The following is a 22,615-nucleotide window of genomic DNA, read 5'->3' as shown; positions in this document are numbered from 1 at the left end:
TCCCATGGTCACGGTCACCCTCTGGGGAAGCCTGCGCGACGCCGCCGAGGGCGAGACCGAGGTTACGGTCGAGGCGCGCAACTTCAAAGAGCTGCTCGACGCGCTCTCGGCGCGCTATCCGGGGCTCACACCACAGATCGAGCGCGGGGTGTCCCTCGCGCTCGACGGGCGCATCTACCGCGAGGCGTGGTTCACCGAAATCGGCCCCGAGAGCGAGGTCGTGCTGATGCCTTATATGAAGGGCGGCTAAAGATTTCCCTGCCCCGGCGTGCGGTCGGGTCACACCTGCCGCACCCCCGAAATCGCGAACTCCATACTGTCGCTTTACCGTCGTAATACCGACGTGTTGCCGCAGGTCGTTTTTCCATGATTTCAAGGCATTAACCCCTTGATTCGCGCCAATCCCCGACTTGGGGGATATTCCCCCCACTATTCCCCTGCCCCTCACCGCCCCCGGCTGTCACCCTACGCGGGCAAATGCCAATGTTTTCGGGGGTACTCACATGTCTATTTTGAAACTGCTTCAACAGGCCCAGAACGGTCAGGGCCTCAACCAGCTCGCCGCGCAATTCGGCCTCGACGAGGACAAGGCCAATCAGCTCGCCGGGATGCTCGCCCCGGCCATCGGCTCGGCCACCAAACAACGCGCCGAACGCGGCGGTCTGGGCGACGTTCTGGGCGCGCTCAAGGGCGAAAATCAGGCCAGCATGTTCGACGATGCAAGCGCCGCGGTCAGCACGCAAGGCCAACAGCAAGGCACTGCTTTTCTTGAGAAAATCCTCGGCAGCCGCGAACAGGCCCAAGGCCTCGCCCAAGAGGCCGCGACCCGCGTCGGCGCCGAGCCCAATATCGTCGAACAATTCCTGCCCGCGCTCGCCGCGATGGTTCAGGGCGGCCTGCAAAAGCAGATGCCCGACGATCAGATCGACGGCATGATGGGCCAGCTCGGCGGCGGCGCTCAGGCCTCCGGCGGCGGTCTCATGGGGATGATCGGCGGGCTGCTGGGCGGCAAGAAATCCGGCGCTGATGCGCGGGGCGGCGGCTTTGATCTCTCGGCGCTGAACAATCTGCTCGACGCCGATGGCGACGGCTCGGCGATGGACGATATTCTCGGCAAATTCATGCGCTGAACAACGCGCTGGATGGCGGCAAGCCACTCACGGGAACGGGCCGCTCGCGCGGCCCGTTTTCTGTTTTTCTAGAGCGTGTTAGCCGTCGACACGAATGGTCGCGTTGCTCGGATCATAGGGGCTGTCGCAGGTCACCGTCGCGTCCCAGAGCGTGTCCATGATCTTGACCTTGAGCTTGGTGCCCTCGACCGCGAAATCCGGCTTCACATAGCCCATGCCGATGCTCTTCTCAAAGGCCACCGAATAGCCTCCCGAGGTGAGACGGCCGACCCGCTCGCCCTCGGGCGTATAGAGCACTTCGCGACCCCAGGGATCGGCATCCTCCGGCCCGTCGATGAGCAGCGTACAGCATTTCACCCGCACCCCGGTCTCGACCATCTTCGCCTTACCGTGGAACTCCTTGTCGAGATCGACAAAGCGCGGCAGATCGGCCTCGAGCGGCGTCGCATCACGGCCCAGCTCATTGCCGAAGGCGCGATAGGATTTCTCCTGACGGAGCCAGTTCTGCGCCCGCGCACCGACCAGCTTCATGCCATGCTTTTCCCCTGCCTTTTCAAGCAGATCGAAGAGATAGTTCTGCATCTCGATCGGGTGATGCAGCTCCCAGCCGAGCTCGCCGGTATAGGCCACGCGGATCGCGTTGACCGGGCACATGCCGAGCTCGATCTTGCGCGCCGACAGCCACGGGAAGCGCTTGTTCGACAGCGCGGTCTCGGGCTCGGCATCCTTGATGATCTCTTTGAGGACATCGCGCGATTTCGGCCCGGCGATGGCAAAGACACCCCATTGCGTCGTCACATCCTGGATCTCGATATAGCCGAACTCTTCCGCCTTATCCTCGGCCGCCTTGCGCAGGAAATCCGCGTCATATTCGGTCCAGGCCCCGGCTGAGACGAGGTAATATTCATGCTCCTTCATCCGCACGATCGTATATTCCGTGCGCGTCGTGCCATGGCTGGTGAGCGCATAGGTCAGGTTGATCCGCCCGACCTTGGGCAGCTTGTTGCAGGTGAACCAGTCGAGGAACGCCGTCGCGCCCGGGCCTTTGACCACATGTTTGGTAAAGGCCGTCGCATCGACGAGCCCAACGCCCTCGCGGATCGCCCGCGCCTCTTCGACCGCGTGTTTCCACCAGCCCCCACGACGGAAGCTGCGCGCCTCCTTGTCGAAGTTCTCCGGCGCATCGAGCGGGCCGAAATAGTTGGGCCGCTCCCAGCCATTGACCCAGCCGAACTGGGCGCCGCGCGCTTTCTGCCGGTCATAGGCCGGCGCGGTGCGCAGCGGACGGCAGGCTTCGCGCTCTTCATCCGGGTGGTGCAGGATATAGACGTGCTCGTAGCATTCCTCGTTCTTGCGCGCCGCGAACTCGGTGGTCATCCAGTTCTGCGAATAGCGCTTGGGATCAAGGCTCGCCATGTCGATCTCGGCCTCGCCCTCGACCATCATCTGCGCGAGGTAATAGCCGGTGCCCCCCGCCGCGGTGATGCCAAAGGAGAACCCTTCCGCCAGCCACATGTTGCGCAGCCCCGGTGCCGGACCGACGAGCGGATTGCCATCGGGCGTATAGCAGATCGGACCGTTGAAATCATCCTTGAGACCGCTTTCGGCACAGGACGGCACGCGCTCGGCCATCGCCATGTATTGATCGGCAATCCGGTCGAGATCGAGCGGGAAGAGATCGGCGCGGAAACTGTCGGGCACGCCATATTCGAACCGCGCCGGGGCGCCATGCTCATAGATGCCGAGGATCCAGCCGCCACGCTCTTCGCGGGCATAGGATTCATTGTCGGCGTCACGCACCACGGGATGTTCCGCATTGCCCGCCGCCCGCCATTTGACGAGCTCGGGGTCCTGATCCATCACGATGAACGTATGTTCCACCGGGATCGCGGGCATCTTGATGCCGAGCATCTTGGCGGTGCGCTGCGCATGGTTGCCGGAGGCGGTGACGACATGCTCGGCGGTGATCACGACCTGCTCGTCCGAGGGCACGAGGTTGCCGCCCTTCTCGACCATCTTGGTGCAGGTGACTTCCCAGGCCTCACCGGTCCAATGGAAGGCATCCGCCTGCCATTTCCGCTCGATCATCACGCCGCGTTGACGGGCGCCCTTGGCCATCGCCTGGGTCACGTCGGCGGGGTTAATATAGCCGTCCTCGGTGTGATAGATCGCGCCCTTGAGATCGCCGGTCTCGATCAGCGGCCAGCGTTCCTTGATCTGATCGGGGCTCAGCCATTCATATTTGACGCCACAGGTCTCGGCGGTCGAGGCATAGAGCCGGTATTCGTCCATCCGCTCGTCGGTCTGCGCCAAGCGCAGGTTGCCGACCACGGCAAAGCCCGCATTGAGCCCGGTTTCCTCTTCGAGCGTCTTGTAGAAATCGACCGAATATTTGTGAATATGGGTCGTGGCATAGGACATGTTGAACAAGGGCAGCAGACCCGCCGCGTGCCACGTGCTGCCCGAGGTGAGCTCGTCGCGCTCCAAGAGCATGACGTCCTCCCAACCGGCTTTCGCCAGATGATAGGCAATCGATGTTCCGACGGCACCGCCGCCCACGACCAGAGCTTTGACCTGGGTTTTCATAATACGGCTCTCCCACGAGCATGTTGTTCTTGCCGCACTCAATAGCAGAGGCGCAAATCGGCGAAGGGTCCATCCGACCAGAAACATCGAAATTGCGACATACGGGCGATTTGCGCCCCCTGTCCTGCGCGAATCTCTTGTCGCGTTAGTGCCGCGTCACTGACCGCGTCACTGGCCCAAGGCGACGCCCTCGCGGCGCGGATCGGCCCCGCCCCGCAGCCGTCCGTCGCGCAGGTCGATTACATGCAGCCCCGATGTCAGATCGCGCACCGCTGTGGCATATCCCATGGCTTGCAGCGCCTCGGCCTGCGCCTCTGCCGCCGTCCCGACCTCGAGATCATAGGTGCCAAAGCGGTTGACCAGATGCGGCAGATCCACCGCCGCCTGCGCATCGAGCCCCCAATCGAGCATCGCCACCAGCGTCTTGGACACATAAGGGATGATCCGGCTGCCCCCCGGACTGCCGAGCACCAGAACCGGCCGGCCCTGCGCCATCACGATGGTCGGTGCCATGCTCGACCGGGGCCGTTTGCCCGGTTCGACCCGATTGGCAATCGGCACCCCGTCGCGATGGCTGCGAAAGGAAAAATCCGTGAGCTCATTGTTGAGCAAAAACCCCCGCACCATGAGCCGCGAGCCAAAGGCGTTTTCGACCGTGGTCGTCATCGACAGCGCATTGCCGTGAGAATCAACTATCGAGATATGCGAGGTCGAGGGAAGCTCGATCGCCGCGTCCATCGCCCAGTTCAGCGCATGGTCAAATTCCGGCGCGCCCGGGGCCGCCTCAGGCAGCGCGACCCCGCCGTTAAGCAATTGGGAACGGTTTTCGAGATACATTTTCTCCAACAGGCCTTTGACCGGCACCGGAACAAAATCCGTATCGGCCAAAAATTTTCCCCGATCGGCAAAGGCCAGACGCGACGCATCCCCCAAAAGCCGCCAGGTGTCGGGGCTTTCCGGGCCAAACCCGGCCAAATCAAACGGCGCAAGCAGGCCCAGCGTCTGCCCCACCGCCACCGCGCCCGAGCTTGGCGGCCCCATGCCGCAGATCTCATAGGCGCGATAGGGCGCACAGACCGCCGCGCGTTCCTTGACGCGGTAGAGCGCCAGATCTACCTCGCTGAGCACACCGGGATTGCCCGGCGCGTTCTGCACCGTGGCGGCGATGTCCTTGGCGATCTCGCCGCTGTAAAAGATCCGCGCGCCCTCATGGGCCAGCGTCCGCAGCGTCTCGGCATAGTCCGGGTTGCGCAACTGCGCGCCGGGTTGCAATGGCGCACCCTCCGGCAGGAAATAGCGCGCCGTGGCCTCGAACCGACCGAGCCGATCGGCATCGCCCGCAACAGAGGCCGAGAGCCTCGGGCTCACCGCGAATCCCTCTTCCGCCAGCGTGATCGCTCGATCAAACAGCCCCGCCCAAGGCCGCGCCCCCCATCTCTCATGCGCCTCCTGCAAGAGCGCGGGCGTCCCCGGCACGCCGACGCTGCGCCCGCCCACAACCGCATCGTAGAACTGAAGCGGCTGGCCATCTGCGTCCTGAAAGAGCCGCGGCGTCGCCTCCAAAGGCGCGGTCTCGCGCCCATCGAGCGTGGTCATCGCGCCGCTCTTGGCATCCCACCAGACGAGGAAGGCACCGCCCCCCAGACCCGAGCTTTGCGGCTCCACCAGACCCAGCACCGCCTGCACCGCCACCATGGCATCCGCCGCCGTGCCCCCCGCCGCCAGAACCTCTGCCCCGGCCTCGACCGCCAGCGGATGCGCCGCGACAACCATCCAATCCTGCGCCTCCACGGGCCGTCCTTCGGCCTTGCGCGCCTGCGCCTCGGCCACCGCCTGCGACGTGGCGACCTGCCCCGTGCCGCCAATCTCCGGCGCCACGGAATCGCTGGCCTGCTGGCCCGACGCCGCCCCTGCCAAGATCACGAAAAGCGACGAGTAGAGCCAGAAGCGCATCGGGATTTATCCTTTATATATGGGAGGGTAGCACCTGATCCGGTGGCCGGTGCCCGTCTTCATAGACCTTGATATTGATCACCACACGCTCGCCCATTTCGATCCGCCCCTCGCGGGTGGCCGAGGCCATATGCGGCAAGAGCATCACATTGGGCAGCGCCCGCAGACGCGGATTGACCCCCGATCCCTGCTCATAGACATCGAGCCCCGCGCCGGCGATCTCGCCCGCCCGCAGCATCCGGGTGAGCGCGTTCTCATCCACCACCTCACCCCGCGACGTGTTGACGAGAATGGCCTCCGGCCGCATCAGCTTGAGCCGCCGGGCGTTCATCAGATGAAAGGTCGACGGCGTGTGCGGGCAATGCAGGCTGATCACATCCATCCGCGCCACCATCTGATCGAGGCTTTCCCAATAGGTCGCGCCGAGCTCCTCTTCGGTCTCCTGCCGCAGCCGGTTGCGATTGTGGTAATGCACTTCCATGCCAAAGGCCCGCGCCCGCCGCGCCACCTTCTGGCCGATGCGGCCAAGCCCCAGAATGCCGAGCTTCTTGCCGGTGATCCGCGCCCCCAGCAGGGCCGAGGGCGACCAGCCGCCCCAATTGCCTTCCTGCATGGTGGTCATGCCCTCGGGCAGCCGCCGCGCCACCCCAAGGATCAGCGCCAGCGTCATATCCGCGGTGTCATCGGCCGACACGCCCGGCGTGTTGGTGACCATGATGCCGCGCTGGCGGGCCGCCTGCACGTCGATATGGTCGACCCCTGCCCCGTAATTGGCAATGAGCTTGAGCCGGTCGCCCATCGCATCGAGCATCTCGGCATCGATCCGGTCGGTGATCGTCGGCACCAGAACATCCGCCTCGCGCCCCGCCCGGATGAGCGCCTCGCGCGTCAGCGGTGCATCGCCCTCGCGCAGCTCGGCCCCGAACAGCTCGCTCAGCCGCGCCTCGACCCGCTCGGGCAGGCGTCGCGTTACGACAACACTCAGAGGCTGAGATCGCATGCTGGTCCTCCCCGACCTTTTCATTTCTGCTGCGCGCTGCCAGAGTGACAAAGGACGCCACGGGACACAAGAACCCGGACGCCCAAGACAGGCAAAAAAATCAGGCAAGTATTCGAGCTTATTGATGCGACATGTGATGCTGACCGCCGCCCTTGTGGCGATTCTTCCCATCCTGTCCGCCAGCATGGCGGCCTCGCAGGATCGCGGCCCGGTGACGAATCTCCCGCTGCCACGATTCGTGTCTATGAAGACCTCCGAGGGCTATGTCCGACGCGGCCCTTCGCGCACCCATCGCATCGACTGGATCTTCAAACAGCCCAATATCCCGCTGGAAATCACCGCCGAACATGGCCATTGGCGCCGTGTGCGCGACCGCGACGGGGCTGGTGGCTGGATGCATTATTCGCTCTTGTCCGGCGCGCGCACGGTGCTGGTGGAGCAGGACATGCTGCAACTGCGCAAACAGCCCGACCCCAAGGCCCCGATCGTGGCCCAGCTCGAGCTCGGCGTCGTCGCCCGCATTCGCGAATGTTCCGCCCAATGGTGCCGGCTCGCGGTGGCAGGCTACAAGGGGTGGGCGCCGAAATCCGCGCTCTGGGGGGTGAAACCCGGGGAAATCCTCGACTGAGAGGCCAATGCTGCAAGGGTCATGGCCGCTTTTGTAAAAAACTGCTGAAATTTTTCCAAATCCACCCTTGCACACCTCGCCACCCCGGAGTAATTACCGCGCCACAAATGGGGTGTAGCCAAGCGGTAAGGCATCGGTTTTTGGTACCGTGTATCGTAGGTTCGAATCCTACCACCCCAGCCATTTTCTCCTGACATATCAACCCTGCGCCTTCGGGCCTCGCGGCTGTCGCCAGCCCTGGTGGCGTCCCTGGTGGCGGCCTAGATTATCTTGGCCTATGCTGCGCCCGATTGACCGCATCAGGACCCATCCATGCCCGACACGCCCCCCGATCAGCAGCCGCCCGCCGGGCTCAAGCTCGACAGCACCCTGTCCAAGGGGCTGGTGATCCTCGAGGCATTGGCCGCCGCCCCCGGCGGGCTTGGTGTCACGGAACTGTCGCGCGATCTGTCGCTCACCAAATCCACGGTGTTTCGTCTCTTGCAGACGCTCTGCGCCATGGGGTTTGCCCGCTCGACCCAGGACCGCCGCTATGAGGCGACGCTCAAGACATGGCAGGTGGGCCGCCGGGTGGTCGACAATCTCAACCTGCGCGACCTTGCCGCCGATGCCATGCAGATGCTGTCCCGCGAGAGCCTCGAGACGGTCTATCTCGGCGTGCCCGAAGGGTTTAGCGTCATCTATATCGACAAGATCGACAGCCAGCAGCCGATCCGTTCCTGGAACCCGGTGGGCGGCGCGGCCCCGATCCAATGCGTCGGCACCGGCAAGGCGATTCTGTCGGTGAATTACAGCCAGTACCGCAATGCGCTGGCGAGCCGTCTGACCGCCTATACCGACCGCTCGATCACCAGCCTGGACAAGCTCGACGCCGATCTGCAGCTGGCACAAAAGAACGGCTTTGCCTTTGATCGTGGCGAGTTTCGCGAAGGGGTGATCGGCTTTGGCGCGCCGATCTGCCTGCCTCAGGGACAGGCGGTGGCGGCCTTGGGCATTTCCATGCCCGAGGTCAATCTGCGCGACGGCGATCTGGCGCGGCTCGGCAAGATCGTGCGACAGGCGGCCGACACGGTCTGTGCCCGGCTCGCCAGCCGTTAAATCAGCCCTCGGCCTTCTCGACCGGCCCGCCCTGCGCTTCCCAGGTGGAAAACCCTTCGCGCAGATGCGCTGCGTCAAACCCCATGTCCTGAAGCGTCGCCACCGTCAGCGCCGAGCGCCAGCCCGAGGCGCAGTGAAAGACATAACGTTTGCCCTCCTGCCCGAACACCTCCTTGAAATAGGGGCTGTCGGGGTCGACCCAGAACTCGACCATGCCGCGCGGCGCATGCACGCTGCCGGGGATATAACCGCCGCGCTGGCGTTCGCGCACGTCGCGGATATCGACCACGACCACATCGGGATCGTCGAGCATCTTGATCAGGTCGGGCGTCTCAACCTCGGTGATCCGGGCGCGCGCCTCGGCGACCATTTCTGCGGCAGTTTTCTTGAGCTTGGGCATGAGTTGTTCCGTATATCAGCACATTTATTTCAATAATTGACACAGCATTTGGCGTCTGACAACAGGTTAGGGCGGGCGCGGTTTCGCGGCCAGCCCTTCTTGAAAACGAGCTTTGCCATGTCGACCCCTTTGCCGCCACAGATGCCACTTTCGCTCTGGGATGCCTCCTCTGAAGAGGCCGATGTCAGCCGCCGCTTTGCCGAGGATGGCGCAAGCGTCGACATCGCCATCGTGGGCGCCGGGTTCACCGGGCTGTCGGCGGCGCTGCATGCCGCCGAGCTCGGTCTTTCGGCCCATGTGCTCGAGGCGGAAAAGCCGGGGTTTGGCGGCTCGGGCCGCAATGTCGGGCTGGTCAACGCGGGCATCTGGCTGCCCCCTGCCGAGGTCCGCGACAAGATGGGCGAGACGCAAGGCGCCAAGTTCCTCAAGGCCTTTGGCGAAGCGCCTTCTCGGGTTTTTGACCTCATCGAGAAACACCAGATCCGCTGTGAGGTGACGCGGACCGGGACCTTGCATGCGGCGCACGGGCCCTCGGGGCTGCGCGATCTGCAGGGCCGTCACGCCGAATGGCAGCGTATGGGTGAACCGGTGGACCTGCTCGACCGCGCGGCGATGACCCGGCTCACCGGCACCGACGCCTTTCACGGCGGGCTGCTCGATCACCGGGCGGGCACGATCAATCCGATGGGCTATTGCCGGGGTCTGGCACGCGCCGCGTTGGCGCATGGGGCCGAGATCAGCACCGGCGTCACGGTGACCGGCCTCGCCCGCAAGGCCGGGCAGTGGCGGGTCACCACCGATCAGGGCACGCTTTTGGCGCGTCATGTGATCCTTGCCACCAATGCCTATACCGACACGCTCTGGCCCGGGTTGCAGCGCAGCTTTACCCCGATCCATTTCTTTCAGCTCGCCACCCCGCCGCTCGGCCCCGAAGCGGCGCATATCCTGCCCGAACGTCAGGGGCTCTGGGACACCGGTCGGGTGATGATGTCGCTGCGCCGCGATGCGCAGGACCGGCTGGTGATCGGCTCGATGGGCACGGTCTTTGGCGATGCCAAGCGCGGCCTCTCGCGGCGCTGGGCACGCAAGAAGCTGGCGCAGCTCTTTCCCGATCTCGGGCCGTTTGACTTTGACGAGGCCTGGCACGGCCAGATCGCCATGACGCCCGATCATTTCCCGCGCATCTGCGCCCTCGACGAGGGGCTCTATACCGCCATCGGCTATAATGGGCGTGGCATCACCACCGGCACGCTCTTTGGCCGGGCGATGGTCGATCTCATCGCCGGATCGCCCGCCGAGATCCTGCCCCTGCCCCTCTCGGATCCCGCGCCGGTGACCGGCGCCCCAATCCTGTCGCGCCTCTATCAAGGCGCATTCACCGCAAATCAGATCATCAAGAGCCTGTGACATGACCAAGCAAGACATTCGCGTCGGCGTCGATATCGGCGGCACCTTCACCGATGTGGCCCTCGACCATCCCGGCGGGCTCGCCACGACCAAGGTGCTGACCAATTACGCCAACCCCGAACAGGCCATTCTCGATGGCATTGCTCAGGCCTGTGCGGCGGCCCAGGTCTCGCCCGAGCGGATCGGACAGGTGATCCATGGCACCACGCTGGTCACCAATGCTTTGATCGAACGGCGCGGGGCCAAGACCGCCTTTATCACCACCGAAGGTTTTCGCGATGTGATCGAGATGCGCTCGGAGAACCGGTTCGAGCAATATGATCTCAACCTCGAACTGCCCGCGCCGCTTGTCCCGCGTCAGCACCGGCTCACCGCCCATGAACGGATGAGCCCGCAGGGCGATGTCCTGCTGCCGTTGGAAGAGGCAGACGTGGCGCGGCTCGTCGATCTGGTGATCGCGGGCGGCTATGAGGCGGTCGCCATCGGCTTCATGCATGCCTATGCCAACGACGCGCATGAGGTGCGGCTCGCCCAGGCCCTGCGCGCGGCGGCGCCGGATCTGTCGGTGTCGATCTCGTCGGTCGTGTCGCCGCAGATGCGCGAATTGCCCCGGTTCAACACGGTGATCGCCAATGCCTATGTGCAGCCGCAGGTAGCCGATTACCTTGGCCGCTTGGTCACAAGGCTGCGCGACACCGGCATCACCGCGCCGGTCTTTATGCTGCATTCCGGCGGCGGGCTCATGTCGGTCGAAACCGCCGCGGAACAGCCCGTGCGCCTCTTGGAATCCGGTCCCGCCGGTGGCGCGATCTTTGCCGCCGAACTGGCGCGCGGTCATGGGCTCGACAAGGTGCTGAGCTTTGACATGGGCGGCACCACGGCCAAGATCTGCTTGATTGAGGACGGCCAGCCCAAGACCGCCAATTCCTTTGAAGTTGCCCGCACCTACCGGTTCAAGAAAGGCTCGGGCATGACCGTCTCGACCCCGGTGGTGGAAATGGTCGAAATCGGCGCAGGCGGCGGCTCGATCGCCTCGATCGACGCCATGGGCCGCATTCAGGTCGGCCCACGCTCGGCCGGATCAGAGCCCGGACCCGCTTGCTATCGGCGCGGCGGCGAGAACCCGACCGTGACCGATGCCAACCTGATGCTCGGCCGTCTCGACCCCGAGAATTTCGCAGGCGGCGCCATCCCGCTCGATCCTGCCCTGTCCGAGGCCGCCGTGGCCGACAAGCTCGCCGCGTTCGAGGCCACCGACGCGGCCTTTGGTATCACCGAGATGGTGGATGAGAACATGGCCAACGCGGCGCGGGTGCATACGGTCGAAAATGGCCGCGACATCGAACATTTCACCATGGTGGGCTTTGGCGGCGGCGCGCCGCTCCATGCTTGCCGCCTCTGCGAGAAACTGGGCATCACCGCGCTTTTGATCCCGCCCGGCGCAGGCGTCGGCTCGGCCATCGGCTTTCTCAAGGCACCGTTCAGCTATGAGGCGACGCGCGGTTTCTTTCAGCGCCTGTCGCAGTTCGCCCCCGAGGCGATCAACACTACGCTGGCCGAGCTTGAAGACGAGGCGCGCAGCTTTGTCGCCCAAGGCAGCGAGGGGCAAGAGACCGAAATCCGCCTCACCGCCTTCATGCGCTACGCGGGTCAGGGCTGGGAAATCCCGGTCCCCCTGCCCCATGGCACGTTTACCGCCGCCGACGCGGCGCTCTTTCGGGATCGGTTCGAGGCGGCCTATCGCGGGCTCTTTGGCCGGATCATCGAGGGGCTCGAGGCCGAGATCACCAATTGGTCGCTCGTTGTGCAGACCCGCCTGCCCGCGCCGCGCCCGGTGGCCATGCCCGAGGGCGAAAGCGCCGCGCCGGTCACCCGACAGCGCCGCATCTATGACGCCGCCCAGCGCGATTTCGTCGAGGCCGCCGAGATCGCCCGCGACGCGCTCCGCCCCGGAATGCGCGCCGACGGTCCCGCCGTCATCACCGAACGCGAAACCACCACCATCGTCACCTCGGCCTATCGCGCCATCGCGCAATGCGACGGCAGCCTGCTCTTGATCCGGAAAGGAGCCCCAGCATGAGCCCCACCGACATCGACTATCAGATCATGTGGAACCGGCTGATCGCCGTGGTCGAGGAACAGGCGACGACGCTCATCCGCACAGCCTTTTCGACCTCGGTGCGCGAGGCGGGCGATCTCTCGGCCGGGCTCTTTGACCGGCAGGGACGGATGATGGCGCAGGCGGTCACCGGCACGCCGGGCCATGTCAACGCCATGGCCGAAAGCGTCGGACATTTCGCCGCCGAGATCGGGCCGCAAAACACCTTTGAGGGCGATGTCTACCTCACCAATGACCCGTGGCTCGGCACCGGCCATCTGCATGACATCACCGTGGTCACCCCGGTGTTCCGGCAAGGCACGCATATCGGCTATTTCGCCTGCACCGCCCATGTGGTGGACATCGGCGGGCGCGGTTTTGGCCCCGATGCGGGCGAGGTCTATGAAGAAGGACTGCTGATCCCGATCACCAAATTCGCCGAACGCGGTCAGGTCTCACCGCTGCTCATTCAGATGATCCGCGCCAATGTGCGCACCCCGGATCAGACGGTGGGCGATCTCTATTCCCTCGCCGCTTGCAACGAGGCGGGCGACCGGCGGCTGCAGGCGATGATGGACGAGTTTTCCATCGCCGATCTGGCAGGGCTTGCCGATTACATCATCGAGGCCAGCCGCCGCGCCACCCATGCCACCATCGCCAAGGTGCCGGATGGGCAGTATGCCAACACGATGGATGTCGATGGCTATGACGCGCCGGTGCATATGGCGGTGGCGCTGGCGGTCTCGGGCGACCGGATCAGCGCCGATTTCACCGGCACCAGCGGTATGAGCGCCTTTGGCGTCAACGTGCCCGAGGTCTATACCCGCGCCTATGCCTGCTATGCGCTGAAATGCGCCATCGCCCCCGAAGTGCCCAATAACGCGGGCTCTCTCGCACCGTTCGAGATTTCCGCGCCCGAGGGCTGTATCCTCGCGGCGAAACGCCCGGCGCCCGTGTCCGTGCGCCATGTGCTTGGCCATCTGGTGCCCGATGTGGTGCTCGGCGCGCTGCACCATGCGCTGCCCGGCGTGGTGCCCGCCGAAGGCGCCTCGGCGCTTTGGAACATCCAGATCGCCGCCCGCGCCAGCGATCCCGCAAGCGGCCTGCCCGCGCGCGAAATCCTGATGTTCAACTCGGGCGGCACCGGCGCGCGGCCCAAGGTCGACGGGCTTTCCGCCACCGCTTTTCCCTCGGGCGTCTCGACAATGAGCGTCGAGGCCACCGAACATGTCGGGCCGATCATCGTCTGGCGCAAGGATCTGCGCGAAGGCTCGGGCGGCGCCGGGGCGCAGCGCGGCGGTCTCGGTCAGGTGATCGAGATCGAGGCGCGCGAGGGCTATGATTTCTGGTTCAACGCCATGTTCGACCGGGTCGAACATCCGGCCCGAGGCCGCGAAGGCGGTGCGCCCGGTGCACCGGGCCGGGTCGAGCTTGCCGATGGCACGAAACTGCGCTCCAAAGGCCGCCAGAAGGTGCGCAATGGCGAGCGCCTGCGGCTGAGCCTGCCGGGCGGCGGCGGCTATGGCCCCCCTGTGCAGCGCGACCGCGATGCGGTACGCCGGGATCTGGAGGCGGGCAAGATCACCGCCACCGAGGCCCGCGAGATTTATGACCTGAAAGACTGAGGATATACCATGAGCGACAAACCCATTGCCCTGATCACCGGCGGCGCCCAAGGCATCGGCTATGCCAGCGCCCAAGCCCTCGCCGAAGACGGCTATTACATCGTGCTGGCCGACATCAAGGAGAGCGTCCATGACGCGGCCAAGACGCTCGGCGGGACGGGTCTCATCTGCGACATGGGCGACGTGGAGGCCATCCACGCCATGTTCGACAAGATCGAAGCCGAGATCGGCCCCGTCGCGGCGCTGGTCAACAACGCGGGCATCGCCAATCCCGGCGATTTCCTGAGCTACAGTCTCGAGGATTTCGACAAGGTGCTCGGCATCAACCTGCGCGGTGTTTTCGTCGCCACGCAGCGCGCCGGCCGCACCATGGTCGACAAAGGCATCGAAGGCGCCATCGTCAACATGTCCTCGATCAACGCCCAGCTCGCGATCCCCGCGATCCCGGCCTATTGCGCCTCCAAGGGCGGCGTCATGCAGCTCACCAAAGTGGCGGCGATCGCGCTGGCCAAGCACAACATCCGCGTCAACGCCATCGGCCCCGGCTCGATCGACACCGAGATGATGGCCGGCGTCAACGCCAACCCCGAGGCCTATAAGGTCGCGATGTCGCGCACCCCGCTCGGCCGCCCCGGCACGGCGCGTGAAATCGGCGATGTGGTGGCGTTCCTCTGCTCCAAGAAATCCGCCTATATCACCGGCGAGTCGATCTATGTCGACGGCGGGCGTCTGGGCCTCAACTACACGGTCTAACCGGCTGGTTTAAAACCTAGATAGGCCGCGCGTCACCCCCGCGCGGCCTTTTGCTTGGCCACGTCCTCGGCCACCAGCTCCTTGTAGAGCGCGCGAATACGCCGGGTCATCGGCCCCGCCCCCTCATGAATACCGATGCGCTTGCCGTCGATCTCTGCCACCGGGGTCTGCGCCCCAAACGTGCCGGTGAGAAACGCCTCATCCGCGCCATAGGCCTCATAAAGCGAATAGTTCTTCTCGCGCACCGGAATGCCATTGGCCATGCAAAGATCGATCACCTTTTGCCGCGTCACCCCGTTCATGCAGTAATCGCCGGTCGAGGTCCAAACCTCGCCGCGTCGCACGATGAAGAAATTGCAGGCATTGGTGGTGTTCACGAAGCCGTTCGGGTCGAGCATCAGCCCCTCATCCGCCCCCGCCTGTTCGGCCTGAAGGCAGGCGATCACGCAGTTGAGCTTGGAATGGCTGTTGTATTTCGCGTCCTGGCTCATCGGCAACCCGCGCACCTGCGGCACGGTGGCGAGCCGGATGCCTTTGACCTGCACCGCCTCCGAGGGGCGCGAATGCTCGATGATCGCCACCACGGTCGGGCCAAAGCGCGACAGCTGCGGATGCTGAAAGGGCTTGGCCTTGCGGCCCCGGGTGATCATGAGACGGCAATGCGCGTCGCTGGTGATGCCATTGGCCGCCGCCGTCCGGTCGAGAATATCGCGCACGCCCGCAGGCGTCAGACCGCTGTCGAGCGACACGGATTTGAGCGAATTGAACAGCCGGTCCATATGTTCGTCGAAAAACGCCCATTCGCCATCATAGAGCCGCAGCCCCTCCCACATGCCATCGCCGAGCATGAAGCCGCTGTCATAGACGGATACCTTGGCCTCGGCTTTGGGGAAGATCTCGCCATTGACGTAGATCTTGATCGCCTCGTTGCGCGCGTCTTCTTCTGCGGCATGGGTGCTGTGATCGGCGTGGGATGGCTCTTGGGTCATGATGGCTCCGCAGATGATAGGCGGGCATGGTCCGGCGCGGGCCGCGATTCTGCAAGCCCCGCAAGGATTTGGCCCGAGATCGGCACATCTCCCCCTTCTGCCATGGAATTTTTCTGCCTATAGTGACGCCCGAGCAGTATCGAGTGAACGGAACAGGCATGACGCGCAAGGTGACCCCTTCTTCACCCTATAACGTGATGATCATCGGTCAGGGCGGCCGTCTTCAATATGAGGCGGTGATTTTCTGCAGCTCATTCCGCCGCAACAATCCCGATTTTCAAGGCCGGCTTTTCGTCGCCGAGCCGCAGCCTGGCCCCGCCTGGGGCACTTCCGATCCGCGCATCAAACACGACGAGACCCGCGAGCTCTTGCAGGATCTGGGTGCCGAGATCCTGCCCTTCGAGAGCCTGCATTTCGGGCAAAGCTATCCCTATGGCAACAAGATCGAGGCGCTCTTTGCCCTGCCCGAGGGGGAGCCGTTTGTCTTTTTCGACACGGACACGCTCATCACCGGCGATCTGTCGCGGGTGCCGTTTGATTTCGACCGCCCCACCGCCTCGCTGCGCCGCGAAGGCACCTGGCCGCAGATCGAGCTCTACGGTCCGGGCTATGCCGCCACGTGGAAATCGCTCTACGACAAGTTCGGCCTCGATTTCGCCAGCTCTCTCGATCTGAGCCAGCCCGATGAATATTGGAAGCGCTATCTCTATTTCAACGCGGGCTATTTTTTCTACAAATGCCCGCGTGTCTTTGGGCAGCGTTTTCTCGACTACGCCGTGCATATCCGCGACGACGCCCCCGAAGAGCTGATCTGTCAGGAGCTCGATCCCTGGCTCGATCAGGTGGCGCTGCCGCTCGTGATCCACAGTCTCGGCGGTGGCCGCGAGGCCCTGCCCAGCGGGCTTCTCGATGGCGAGGTGTCTTGTCACTACCGCATCCTGCCGCTGCTCTATGCGCGCGAATCCGATGCCGTTGTGGCCGAGATCGAGGCCGCCCTCGCCCCCAACCGGGTCAAGAAGGTCGCCAAGAGCTATGACCCGATCAAGCGCATGGTCTATCAGGGCCGTGGTCAGAAGGTGCGCGCGCTCTTCGATCAAAACGACCTGCCCCGCCGCGAACAGGCGATCCGCAACAAGATCAAGCGCGAAGGCTTCTGGATGCGCTGAACGCCAATGATCCGCCGGGACCGGGCCGTGGGTTTTGGGTATTTGGACCCAGAAAGAGGCAAGGTCTTCGTCAGATTTGACACCGCGAGAGTGCCGATTGAGGGGCCGATAAAGATTGTGACCCGCCCGCCGATCCCCTAACAATTCTCGCAACCAACCGAGGAGGATATCCCTATGACCGACGCCCCCAGCTATGGCTTCGACACGCTGCAGATCCACGCAGGCGCCCGCCCCGATCCGGCGACCGGTGCCCGTCAGACCCCGATCTATCAGACCACGGCCTATGTGTTTCGCGACGCCGAACACGCCGCCGCGCTCTTCAATCTGCAAGAGGTGGGTTACATCTACTCGCGGCTGACCAACCCGACGGTGGCCGTGCTGCAGGAACGGATCGCCACGCTCGAGGGTGGGGTTGGCGCGGTGTGCTGTTCTTCGGGCCATGCGGCGCAGATCATGGCGCTCTTTCCGCTCATGGCGCCGGGGCGCAATGTGGTGGTGTCGACCCGGCTCTATGGCGGCTCGATCACCCAGTTCAGCCAGACGATCAAGCGGTTCGGCTGGTCTGCGAAATTCGTCGACACCGATGATCTCGCGGCGGTGGAGGCGGCCATCGATGACGACACCCGCGCCGTGTTCTGCGAATCCATCGCCAATCCGGGCGGCTATGTCAGTGATATCGACGCGCTGGCCAAGATCGCCGATGCGGCGGGCCTGCCGCTCATCGTCGACAACACATCGGCCACGCCCTATCTCTGCCGTCCCATCGAACATGGCGCGACTCTCGTGGTGCATTCGATGACCAAATACCTCACCGGCAATGGCACCGTGACCGGCGGCGTCGTGGTGGATTCGGGCAAGTTCGACTGGTCCGCCTCGGACAAGTTCCCGTCGCTCAGCGCCCCGGAAGAGGCCTATCACGGGCTCAAGTTCCACGAGACCTTTGGCCCGCTGGCCTTTACCTTCCATGGCATCGCTATCGGGCTGCGCGATCTCGGCATGACGCTCAACCCGCAGGCGGCGCATTACACGCTGATGGGGATCGAGACACTGTCGCTGCGCATGGAGCGTCATGTGGACAACGCCCAGAAGATCGCCGAATGGCTCGAAAACCACCCCCATGTCGAGGCCGTGACCTATGCCGGTCTCGCCTCGTCGCCCTATCATGACCGGGTGGCGCGGATCTGCCCCAAGGGCGCTGGCGGGCTTTTCACCGTGGCGCTCAAGGGCGGCTATGACGCTTGTGTCAAATTCGTCGACAGTCTCGAACTCTTTAGCCATGTGGCCAATCTCGGCGACACGCGCAGCTTGGTGATCCATTCCGCCTCGACTACCCACCGCCAGCTCACGGAAGAGCAGCAAAAGGCCGCCGGCGCCGCGCCCAATGTGGTGCGAATCTCGATCGGCATCGAAGACGCCAAGGATCTCATGGCCGATCTCGATCAGGCGCTGAATGCAGCGCATGGCTGAGCGCAGCTGACACCTCTGGATGGCCGGTTCGCGGATCGGCCATCCCCCCTGTTCCAGCAGGAAACCGCCTCCTCCTGCGCCCGCCTGTCATGATGACTCGCGCCGAGTATGAGCCAGTGATAAATTTGAGCCGATGAAACCGAATTTTGCCCTCTCTCTTTCGTTCGACGGGATCGGCCTTCTGCGCCGCGCCTATATGGGTTGGCATCAGGTGGGCGAGGTCGATCTCGATCAGCCGGACCTGAGCAAGGCGCTGGCCGACCTGCGGCTCCAGGCGGAAAAATTCGCGCCCTCCGGCTTTACCACCAAGCTTGTGATCCCGGATGGTCAGATCAAATATCTCGATCTGCCAACGGATGAGAGCTGGGCCGAGGATCGCGCCGGGTTCGTGGCGGCGGCGCTTGACGGGGCCACGCCCTATGCGCTCTCCGATCTGGCCTATGATTGGTCGGTGTCGGGCGACCGGGTGCAAATTGCCGCCGTGGCCCGTGAAACTCTGGCCGAGGCCGAGGCTTTTGCCGTCGAGCATGACTTTGCCCCGGTCAGTTTCGTGGCACTCCCGGCCGAGGAATGTTTCACCGGCGAGCCTTTCTTTGGCACCACCTCGGTGGCAGGTCGCTATCTAGCGGAGGGGGAAACTGTTGATCGCGACATGTCGCGCATCCATGTCATCCCGGTGCAGAGCGCACCGCTCGACGCGCCGGCCGAGGCCTCGCCCGCGCCTGCAGAGCCCGAGACCACGGCAGAGTCAGCACTGCCGGATCAGGCGCCGGAGACCGCCGCGCCAAAGATCACCCTCGCCCTGCCCGAGGTCGATCTCACGGCACCCGCGCCTGCCAAAGCCCCTGCCCCAAAGCCAGACATCCCGCCCTCGACCGAGATGCGCGACGCGCTGGCCCAGAGCCTAAGCAGCGATGACAGCGCCCCCGCCGCCAAGGCCGGGTTCACCAGCATTCGCGCCAAGCGCGGTGACGATGCCGCTGACGACGCGCCGCGCCTCGAAGGCGTGTCGCGGCTCAGCCCGCTGGCCACTGCCGCTCCCAAAGCTGCGAACGCCGCCCCTCTCGCCGCCACCGCGGCGTCGCGCCCTGCCGCCTCTCCGCGCGCCGAGGCGACGCCGGAGGCCACATCATCGGGCAGCTTCTTTTCCCGCCGCCGCAAAACCTCTCCGGCGAAATCCGCCAAGGACAGCGCTGCAGACAGTCCCGCACAGGCACGCAAGCCCGCCAGACCCGGGACCAGGCCGCGCGACGAGGAAAAGAACCGCCTGACCGTCTTTGGCGCGCGCGAACAGCAGGTGGGTGGTAAGCCGCGCTTTCTCGGCCTAATTCTGACCGCCGCGCTGATCGTCTTCTTGGTCGCCGTGGCGCTCTGGGCCTCGACCCTCGACGAAGGGCTCGCAGGCCTTTTCAAAGACAATCAAGCTGAGACCACAGAGACCGTCGCGCTGAGCAGCCAGCCCGACCCCGAGGACCCCATAGCGCTCGCCACCGGCACGCAGGCCACCCCCGCCCGAGTGGTGCGCCCGGACCCGCAAAGCGATAGCTCGCAAGACACCAGCCGCCCGGCCACGCCCGTGGTCCCCGTGGCGCTCACCGCCGATGAGGCGCGCGCTCGCTATGCCGCCACCGGTATCTGGCAGATGGCCCCCGCCGCCCCGGAAGAGCCCGCCGCGACCCCGCTCGGCAGCCTCGGCCTGACAAGCGCCGATCTCCCGCTGTCGCGCCCAGAGCCGAGCGCCCTGCTCCGCCTCGCCGCATTGGGCGATTTGGCCCCGTCCGAAGCAGGCGCGGTAGCGACCCCCGCCATTTCGCTCGACGCAGAGCTCAGCACTGGGCCCGGCACAGAACCCAGCACAGGGCCCGCCGTGGCGGCAACCGACACAGGCTCGGAGACAGGCGTACGCGTCATCGCCGGCCGACCCGAGCGCACCCCACCGCGCGACATGGCCCGCCCGGCGGATGCTGCAAGCGCCGAGGCCTCCACGGCCGAGACGACAGTAGCCGCCAGTGACACTGCCGCCCTTGCCAGCCTGGCCGAGGTCGCTCCAAAACTCCGCCCCGAAGATCTGGCCACCGAGGTGGAAACACCCGCCGCAAATTCCGAACTCGCGCAAAATCGCCCGCGCCTGCGCCCTCAAAGCGTGGTGCAAGCCGCCGCCGCGCAAGAGCCCGAACCCGAGCCCGCGGCCGAGCCTGCGACCCCCGCCGTCGATACGGCCGCGATCACCGCAGCCGTGGCCGCCGCCTCTACGGCGAATGTTGCCGCCACCGACCCGGCCCGCGGCGCCTTCGTCTCTCCCACCCGTCAGGCGGTGCAGATCTCGCCGCAACCCAAACCGCGCCCGCGCGGCTTTGCTGACAAGGTCGAGCGCGCCCGCAAAGTGGCCGCCAGCACGCCGGTCCCCGCCGCACAGAGCCTCGCGCCCTCGCGCCCCTCGGCGGCTTCTGTCTCGAAACAGGCGACCGAGCAGAATGTGATCAACCTGCGCAAGGTCAATCTCATCGGCGTCTATGGCTCGGCCAACAGCCGCCGCGCCCTCGTCCGGCTCTCCAATGGCCGCTACAAGAAGGTCAAGGTCGGCGACAGGCTCGACGGCGGCTCGGTCTCGGCCATCGGCAGCAGCGAGCTGCGCTACGTCAAACGCGGCAAGAATGTCGTGCTGACCATGCCCCGCGGCTAAGCCCGCAGCACCGCATCACTCGGGCACAGCAGCCCCTCTTTCTGGTTTCAAATACCCCGAAACCATGGCCTGCCCCACGCGCGGCCCATGACATGACACCGAACACCAGTACCAAACGCAAACGGCGCGCCCCTCAAGGCGCGCCGTTCTGGTGTCTCGAGCGTCCCGACCCCGAAGGGCCGGAACTCAGATCATTTGATGAGCGACAGGGCCGCGGCCTGCGCCACGTTCTCGATGCCGAAGAGGAACACGATCCCCACTGTCATCACACCTGCCGAGGCCACGAGAAAGCCCCAGAGCACCGGCGATTGCGGCCGATCCAGCGGCTCGCGCTCTTCGCCGAAATACATGAAGAAGACGATCCGCAGATAGTAATAGGCTCCGATCACCGAGGCCACCACACCGGCAATCGCGAGCCACGCGAGCCCACCTTCATAGGCCGCGCGCAGCACGTAGAACTTGCCAAAGAAGCCAAGGAAGGGCGGCACGCCCGCGAGGCTGAACAGAAGCACCAGCATCGACAGCGCACGCACCGGGTTGGCGCGGGCATACATGTTGAGACCCTGGATATCCGTCACCGGCTGGCCGTCCCGGCTCATCGACAGGATAAAGGCAAAGGTGCCGACATTCATCGTCACATAGATCGCCATGTAGATGAGCATCGACTGCACGCCAAGCTCGGTCCCGGCTGCCAGCCCCATCAGCGCATAACCCATATGCGCGATCGAGGAATAGGCCATGAGCCGCTTGATATCGCGCTGACCGATAGCCGCCACGGCGCCGAGGAACATCGACAGCACCGACAGCAGCGCCACGATCTGCTGCCAGTCGGACATGATGCCGCCAAAGGCGTCATAGACCACCCGTGCGAAAAGCCCCATCGCCGCCATCTTGGGCGCGGTGGCAAAGAAGGCGGTGACCGGGGTCGGCGCGCCTTCATAGACGTCGGGCGTCCACATGTGGAACGGCACCGCCGAGATCTTGAACGCCATGCCCGAGATCACAAAGACGAGGCCCAGAAGCAGCCCCAGCGGCGCGTGACCCTCGGCCGCGGTGATGATCCCGGCAAAGGAGGTCGTCCCGGCAAAGCCATAGACCAGCGACGCCCCATAGAGCAGCAGACCAGAGCTGAGCGCGCCCAGCACGAAATACTTGAGCCCGGCCTCGGTGGATTTGACGCTGTCGCGACGCAATGCGGCGATCACATAGAGCGCCAGCGATTGCAGCTCGAGCCCCATGTAAAGCGCCATCAGATCGCCCGCGCTCACCATCACCATCATGCCGACCGCGGCCAGCGCCACAAGCATCGGATACTCAAACTTGAGCAGGTTGCGCCGCGCCATGTAATCCTGGCTCATCACCAGAACCGCCGCCGCGCTGAGCAGGATCGTCACCTTGGCAAAGCGGGCAAAGCCATCGTCGATGAACATGCCGCCAAAGGCCGTGCGCGTGCCGGTGGCCGAGGCGATATAGAAGGCCAGCGCCACGAACAGCCCGGCGGTCAGCCAGACCAGCATCCCCGCCATCCGGTCCTTGCCGGTATAGACCGCGCCCAGAAGGCCCAGCATCGCATAGACCGCGAGCACAATCTCGGGCAGCAGAATATTCAGATCAGCCTGGATCATCTTAGGT

General features: G+C 64.8%; 17 protein-coding genes and 1 tRNA gene. 12 read left to right on the top strand and 6 right to left on the bottom strand.

Features of this window, described 5'->3' with window-relative positions:
- Positions 1 to 4: 4 nt before the first annotated feature.
- Complete coding sequence (locus tag WA237_RS14095; protein WP_009814904.1) at positions 5 to 250, top strand: MoaD/ThiS family protein; 246 nt, start codon at positions 5 to 7, stop codon at positions 248 to 250.
- Positions 251 to 503: 253 nt separating this feature from the next.
- Complete coding sequence (locus WA237_RS14090; protein WP_336098402.1) at positions 504 to 1,130, top strand: DUF937 domain-containing protein; 627 nt, start codon at positions 504 to 506, stop codon at positions 1,128 to 1,130.
- Positions 1,131 to 1,208: 78 nt separating this feature from the next.
- Here the strand turns inward: WA237_RS14090 and WA237_RS14085 are convergent, their stop codons facing one another.
- From WA237_RS14085 to WA237_RS14075, 3 genes are all read right to left on the bottom strand, one after another.
- The gene (locus WA237_RS14085; protein ID WP_336098401.1) at positions 1,209 to 3,716 is read right to left on the bottom strand and encodes a GcvT family protein; all 2,508 of its coding nucleotides are present in this window, start codon (positions 3,714 to 3,716) and stop codon (positions 1,209 to 1,211) included.
- A gap of 168 nt (positions 3,717 to 3,884) precedes the next feature.
- Entirely contained in the window at positions 3,885 to 5,669 is a 1,785-nt protein-coding gene (gene ggt / locus WA237_RS14080; protein WP_336098399.1) for a gamma-glutamyltransferase, read from the bottom strand.
- A 13-nt stretch (positions 5,670 to 5,682) separates the two neighbouring features.
- Positions 5,683 to 6,669: a 2-hydroxyacid dehydrogenase gene (locus WA237_RS14075; RefSeq protein ID WP_009814900.1), complete on the bottom strand. Its 987-nt coding sequence runs from the start codon at positions 6,667 to 6,669 to the stop codon at positions 5,683 to 5,685.
- Between the two features lie 124 nt (positions 6,670 to 6,793).
- Here WA237_RS14075 and WA237_RS14070 point away from each other — a divergent pair, with 124 nt between their 5' ends.
- The 3 genes from WA237_RS14070 (at position 6,794) to WA237_RS14060 (ending at position 8,395) form a co-directional block, all read left to right on the top strand.
- On the top strand, positions 6,794 to 7,297 hold the full coding sequence (locus tag WA237_RS14070; RefSeq protein ID WP_442970268.1) for an SH3 domain-containing protein: 504 nt from the start codon (positions 6,794 to 6,796) through the stop codon (positions 7,295 to 7,297).
- A gap of 108 nt (positions 7,298 to 7,405) precedes the next feature.
- Positions 7,406 to 7,480 (top strand) — tRNA-Gln (locus WA237_RS14065).
- Positions 7,481 to 7,609: 129 nt separating this feature from the next.
- Positions 7,610 to 8,395, top strand: a complete 786-nt coding sequence (locus tag WA237_RS14060) for an IclR family transcriptional regulator (protein ID WP_336098396.1) — start codon at positions 7,610 to 7,612, stop codon at positions 8,393 to 8,395.
- Position 8,396: 1 nt separating this feature from the next.
- Here the strand turns inward: WA237_RS14060 and WA237_RS14055 are convergent, their stop codons facing one another.
- Complete coding sequence (locus tag WA237_RS14055) at positions 8,397 to 8,795, bottom strand: rhodanese-like domain-containing protein (protein WP_216016578.1); 399 nt, start codon at positions 8,793 to 8,795, stop codon at positions 8,397 to 8,399.
- Positions 8,796 to 8,912: 117 nt separating this feature from the next.
- Between WA237_RS14055 and WA237_RS14050 the strand changes: the two genes are divergently transcribed.
- From WA237_RS14050 to WA237_RS14035, 4 genes are read left to right on the top strand one after another with little or no spacing between them, the layout of a single operon-like run.
- Positions 8,913 to 10,202: an NAD(P)/FAD-dependent oxidoreductase gene (locus tag WA237_RS14050; protein WP_336098393.1), complete on the top strand. Its 1,290-nt coding sequence runs from the start codon at positions 8,913 to 8,915 to the stop codon at positions 10,200 to 10,202.
- Position 10,203: 1 nt separating this feature from the next.
- Positions 10,204 to 12,282, top strand: coding sequence for a hydantoinase/oxoprolinase family protein (locus WA237_RS14045; RefSeq protein WP_336098391.1), 2,079 nt, complete (start codon positions 10,204 to 10,206; stop codon positions 12,280 to 12,282).
- A complete protein-coding gene (locus WA237_RS14040; protein WP_336098389.1) occupies positions 12,279 to 13,925 on the top strand; it encodes a hydantoinase B/oxoprolinase family protein in 1,647 nt (548 codons plus the stop codon). Before WA237_RS14045 ends, WA237_RS14040 begins: the two co-directional genes overlap by 4 nt.
- Before the next feature lie 9 nt (positions 13,926 to 13,934).
- Complete coding sequence (locus WA237_RS14035) at positions 13,935 to 14,678, top strand: SDR family NAD(P)-dependent oxidoreductase (protein ID WP_216016574.1); 744 nt, start codon at positions 13,935 to 13,937, stop codon at positions 14,676 to 14,678.
- A gap of 32 nt (positions 14,679 to 14,710) precedes the next feature.
- Here WA237_RS14035 and WA237_RS14030 read toward each other — a convergent pair whose 3' ends face one another.
- Positions 14,711 to 15,667, bottom strand: a complete 957-nt coding sequence (locus WA237_RS14030; protein ID WP_336098388.1) for an aminotransferase class IV — start codon at positions 15,665 to 15,667, stop codon at positions 14,711 to 14,713.
- A gap of 158 nt (positions 15,668 to 15,825) precedes the next feature.
- On the opposite strand from WA237_RS14030, the gene WA237_RS14025 reads away from it, so the two are divergent.
- The 3 genes from WA237_RS14025 (at position 15,826) to WA237_RS14015 (ending at position 20,983) form a co-directional block, all read left to right on the top strand.
- Positions 15,826 to 16,833 (top strand): hypothetical protein, encoded by a 1,008-nt coding sequence (locus WA237_RS14025; protein ID WP_336098386.1) that lies wholly within the window; start codon positions 15,826 to 15,828, stop codon positions 16,831 to 16,833.
- Between the two features lie 174 nt (positions 16,834 to 17,007).
- Positions 17,008 to 18,300 carry an O-acetylhomoserine aminocarboxypropyltransferase/cysteine synthase family protein gene (locus WA237_RS14020; protein WP_336098385.1) on the top strand — a complete coding sequence of 431 codons (1,293 nt, stop codon included), beginning with the start codon at positions 17,008 to 17,010 and terminating at the stop codon, positions 18,298 to 18,300.
- 133 nt (positions 18,301 to 18,433) lie between these two features.
- The gene (locus WA237_RS14015; RefSeq protein ID WP_336098382.1) at positions 18,434 to 20,983 is read left to right on the top strand and encodes a hypothetical protein; all 2,550 of its coding nucleotides are present in this window, start codon (positions 18,434 to 18,436) and stop codon (positions 20,981 to 20,983) included.
- A gap of 191 nt (positions 20,984 to 21,174) precedes the next feature.
- Here the strand turns inward: WA237_RS14015 and nuoN are convergent, their stop codons facing one another.
- Positions 21,175 to 22,608: an NADH-quinone oxidoreductase subunit NuoN gene (nuoN, locus tag WA237_RS14010; RefSeq protein ID WP_336098380.1), complete on the bottom strand. Its 1,434-nt coding sequence runs from the start codon at positions 22,606 to 22,608 to the stop codon at positions 21,175 to 21,177.
- Between the last annotated feature and the right edge of the window lie 7 nt (positions 22,609 to 22,615).

The organism is Roseovarius sp. CH_XMU1461, assembly GCF_037027165.1.
GTDB lineage: Bacteria > Pseudomonadota > Alphaproteobacteria > Rhodobacterales > Rhodobacteraceae > Roseovarius > Roseovarius nubinhibens.
Note: the sequence above shows the minus strand (reverse complement) of the source record. Positions and strands in the feature narration are given on the sequence as shown.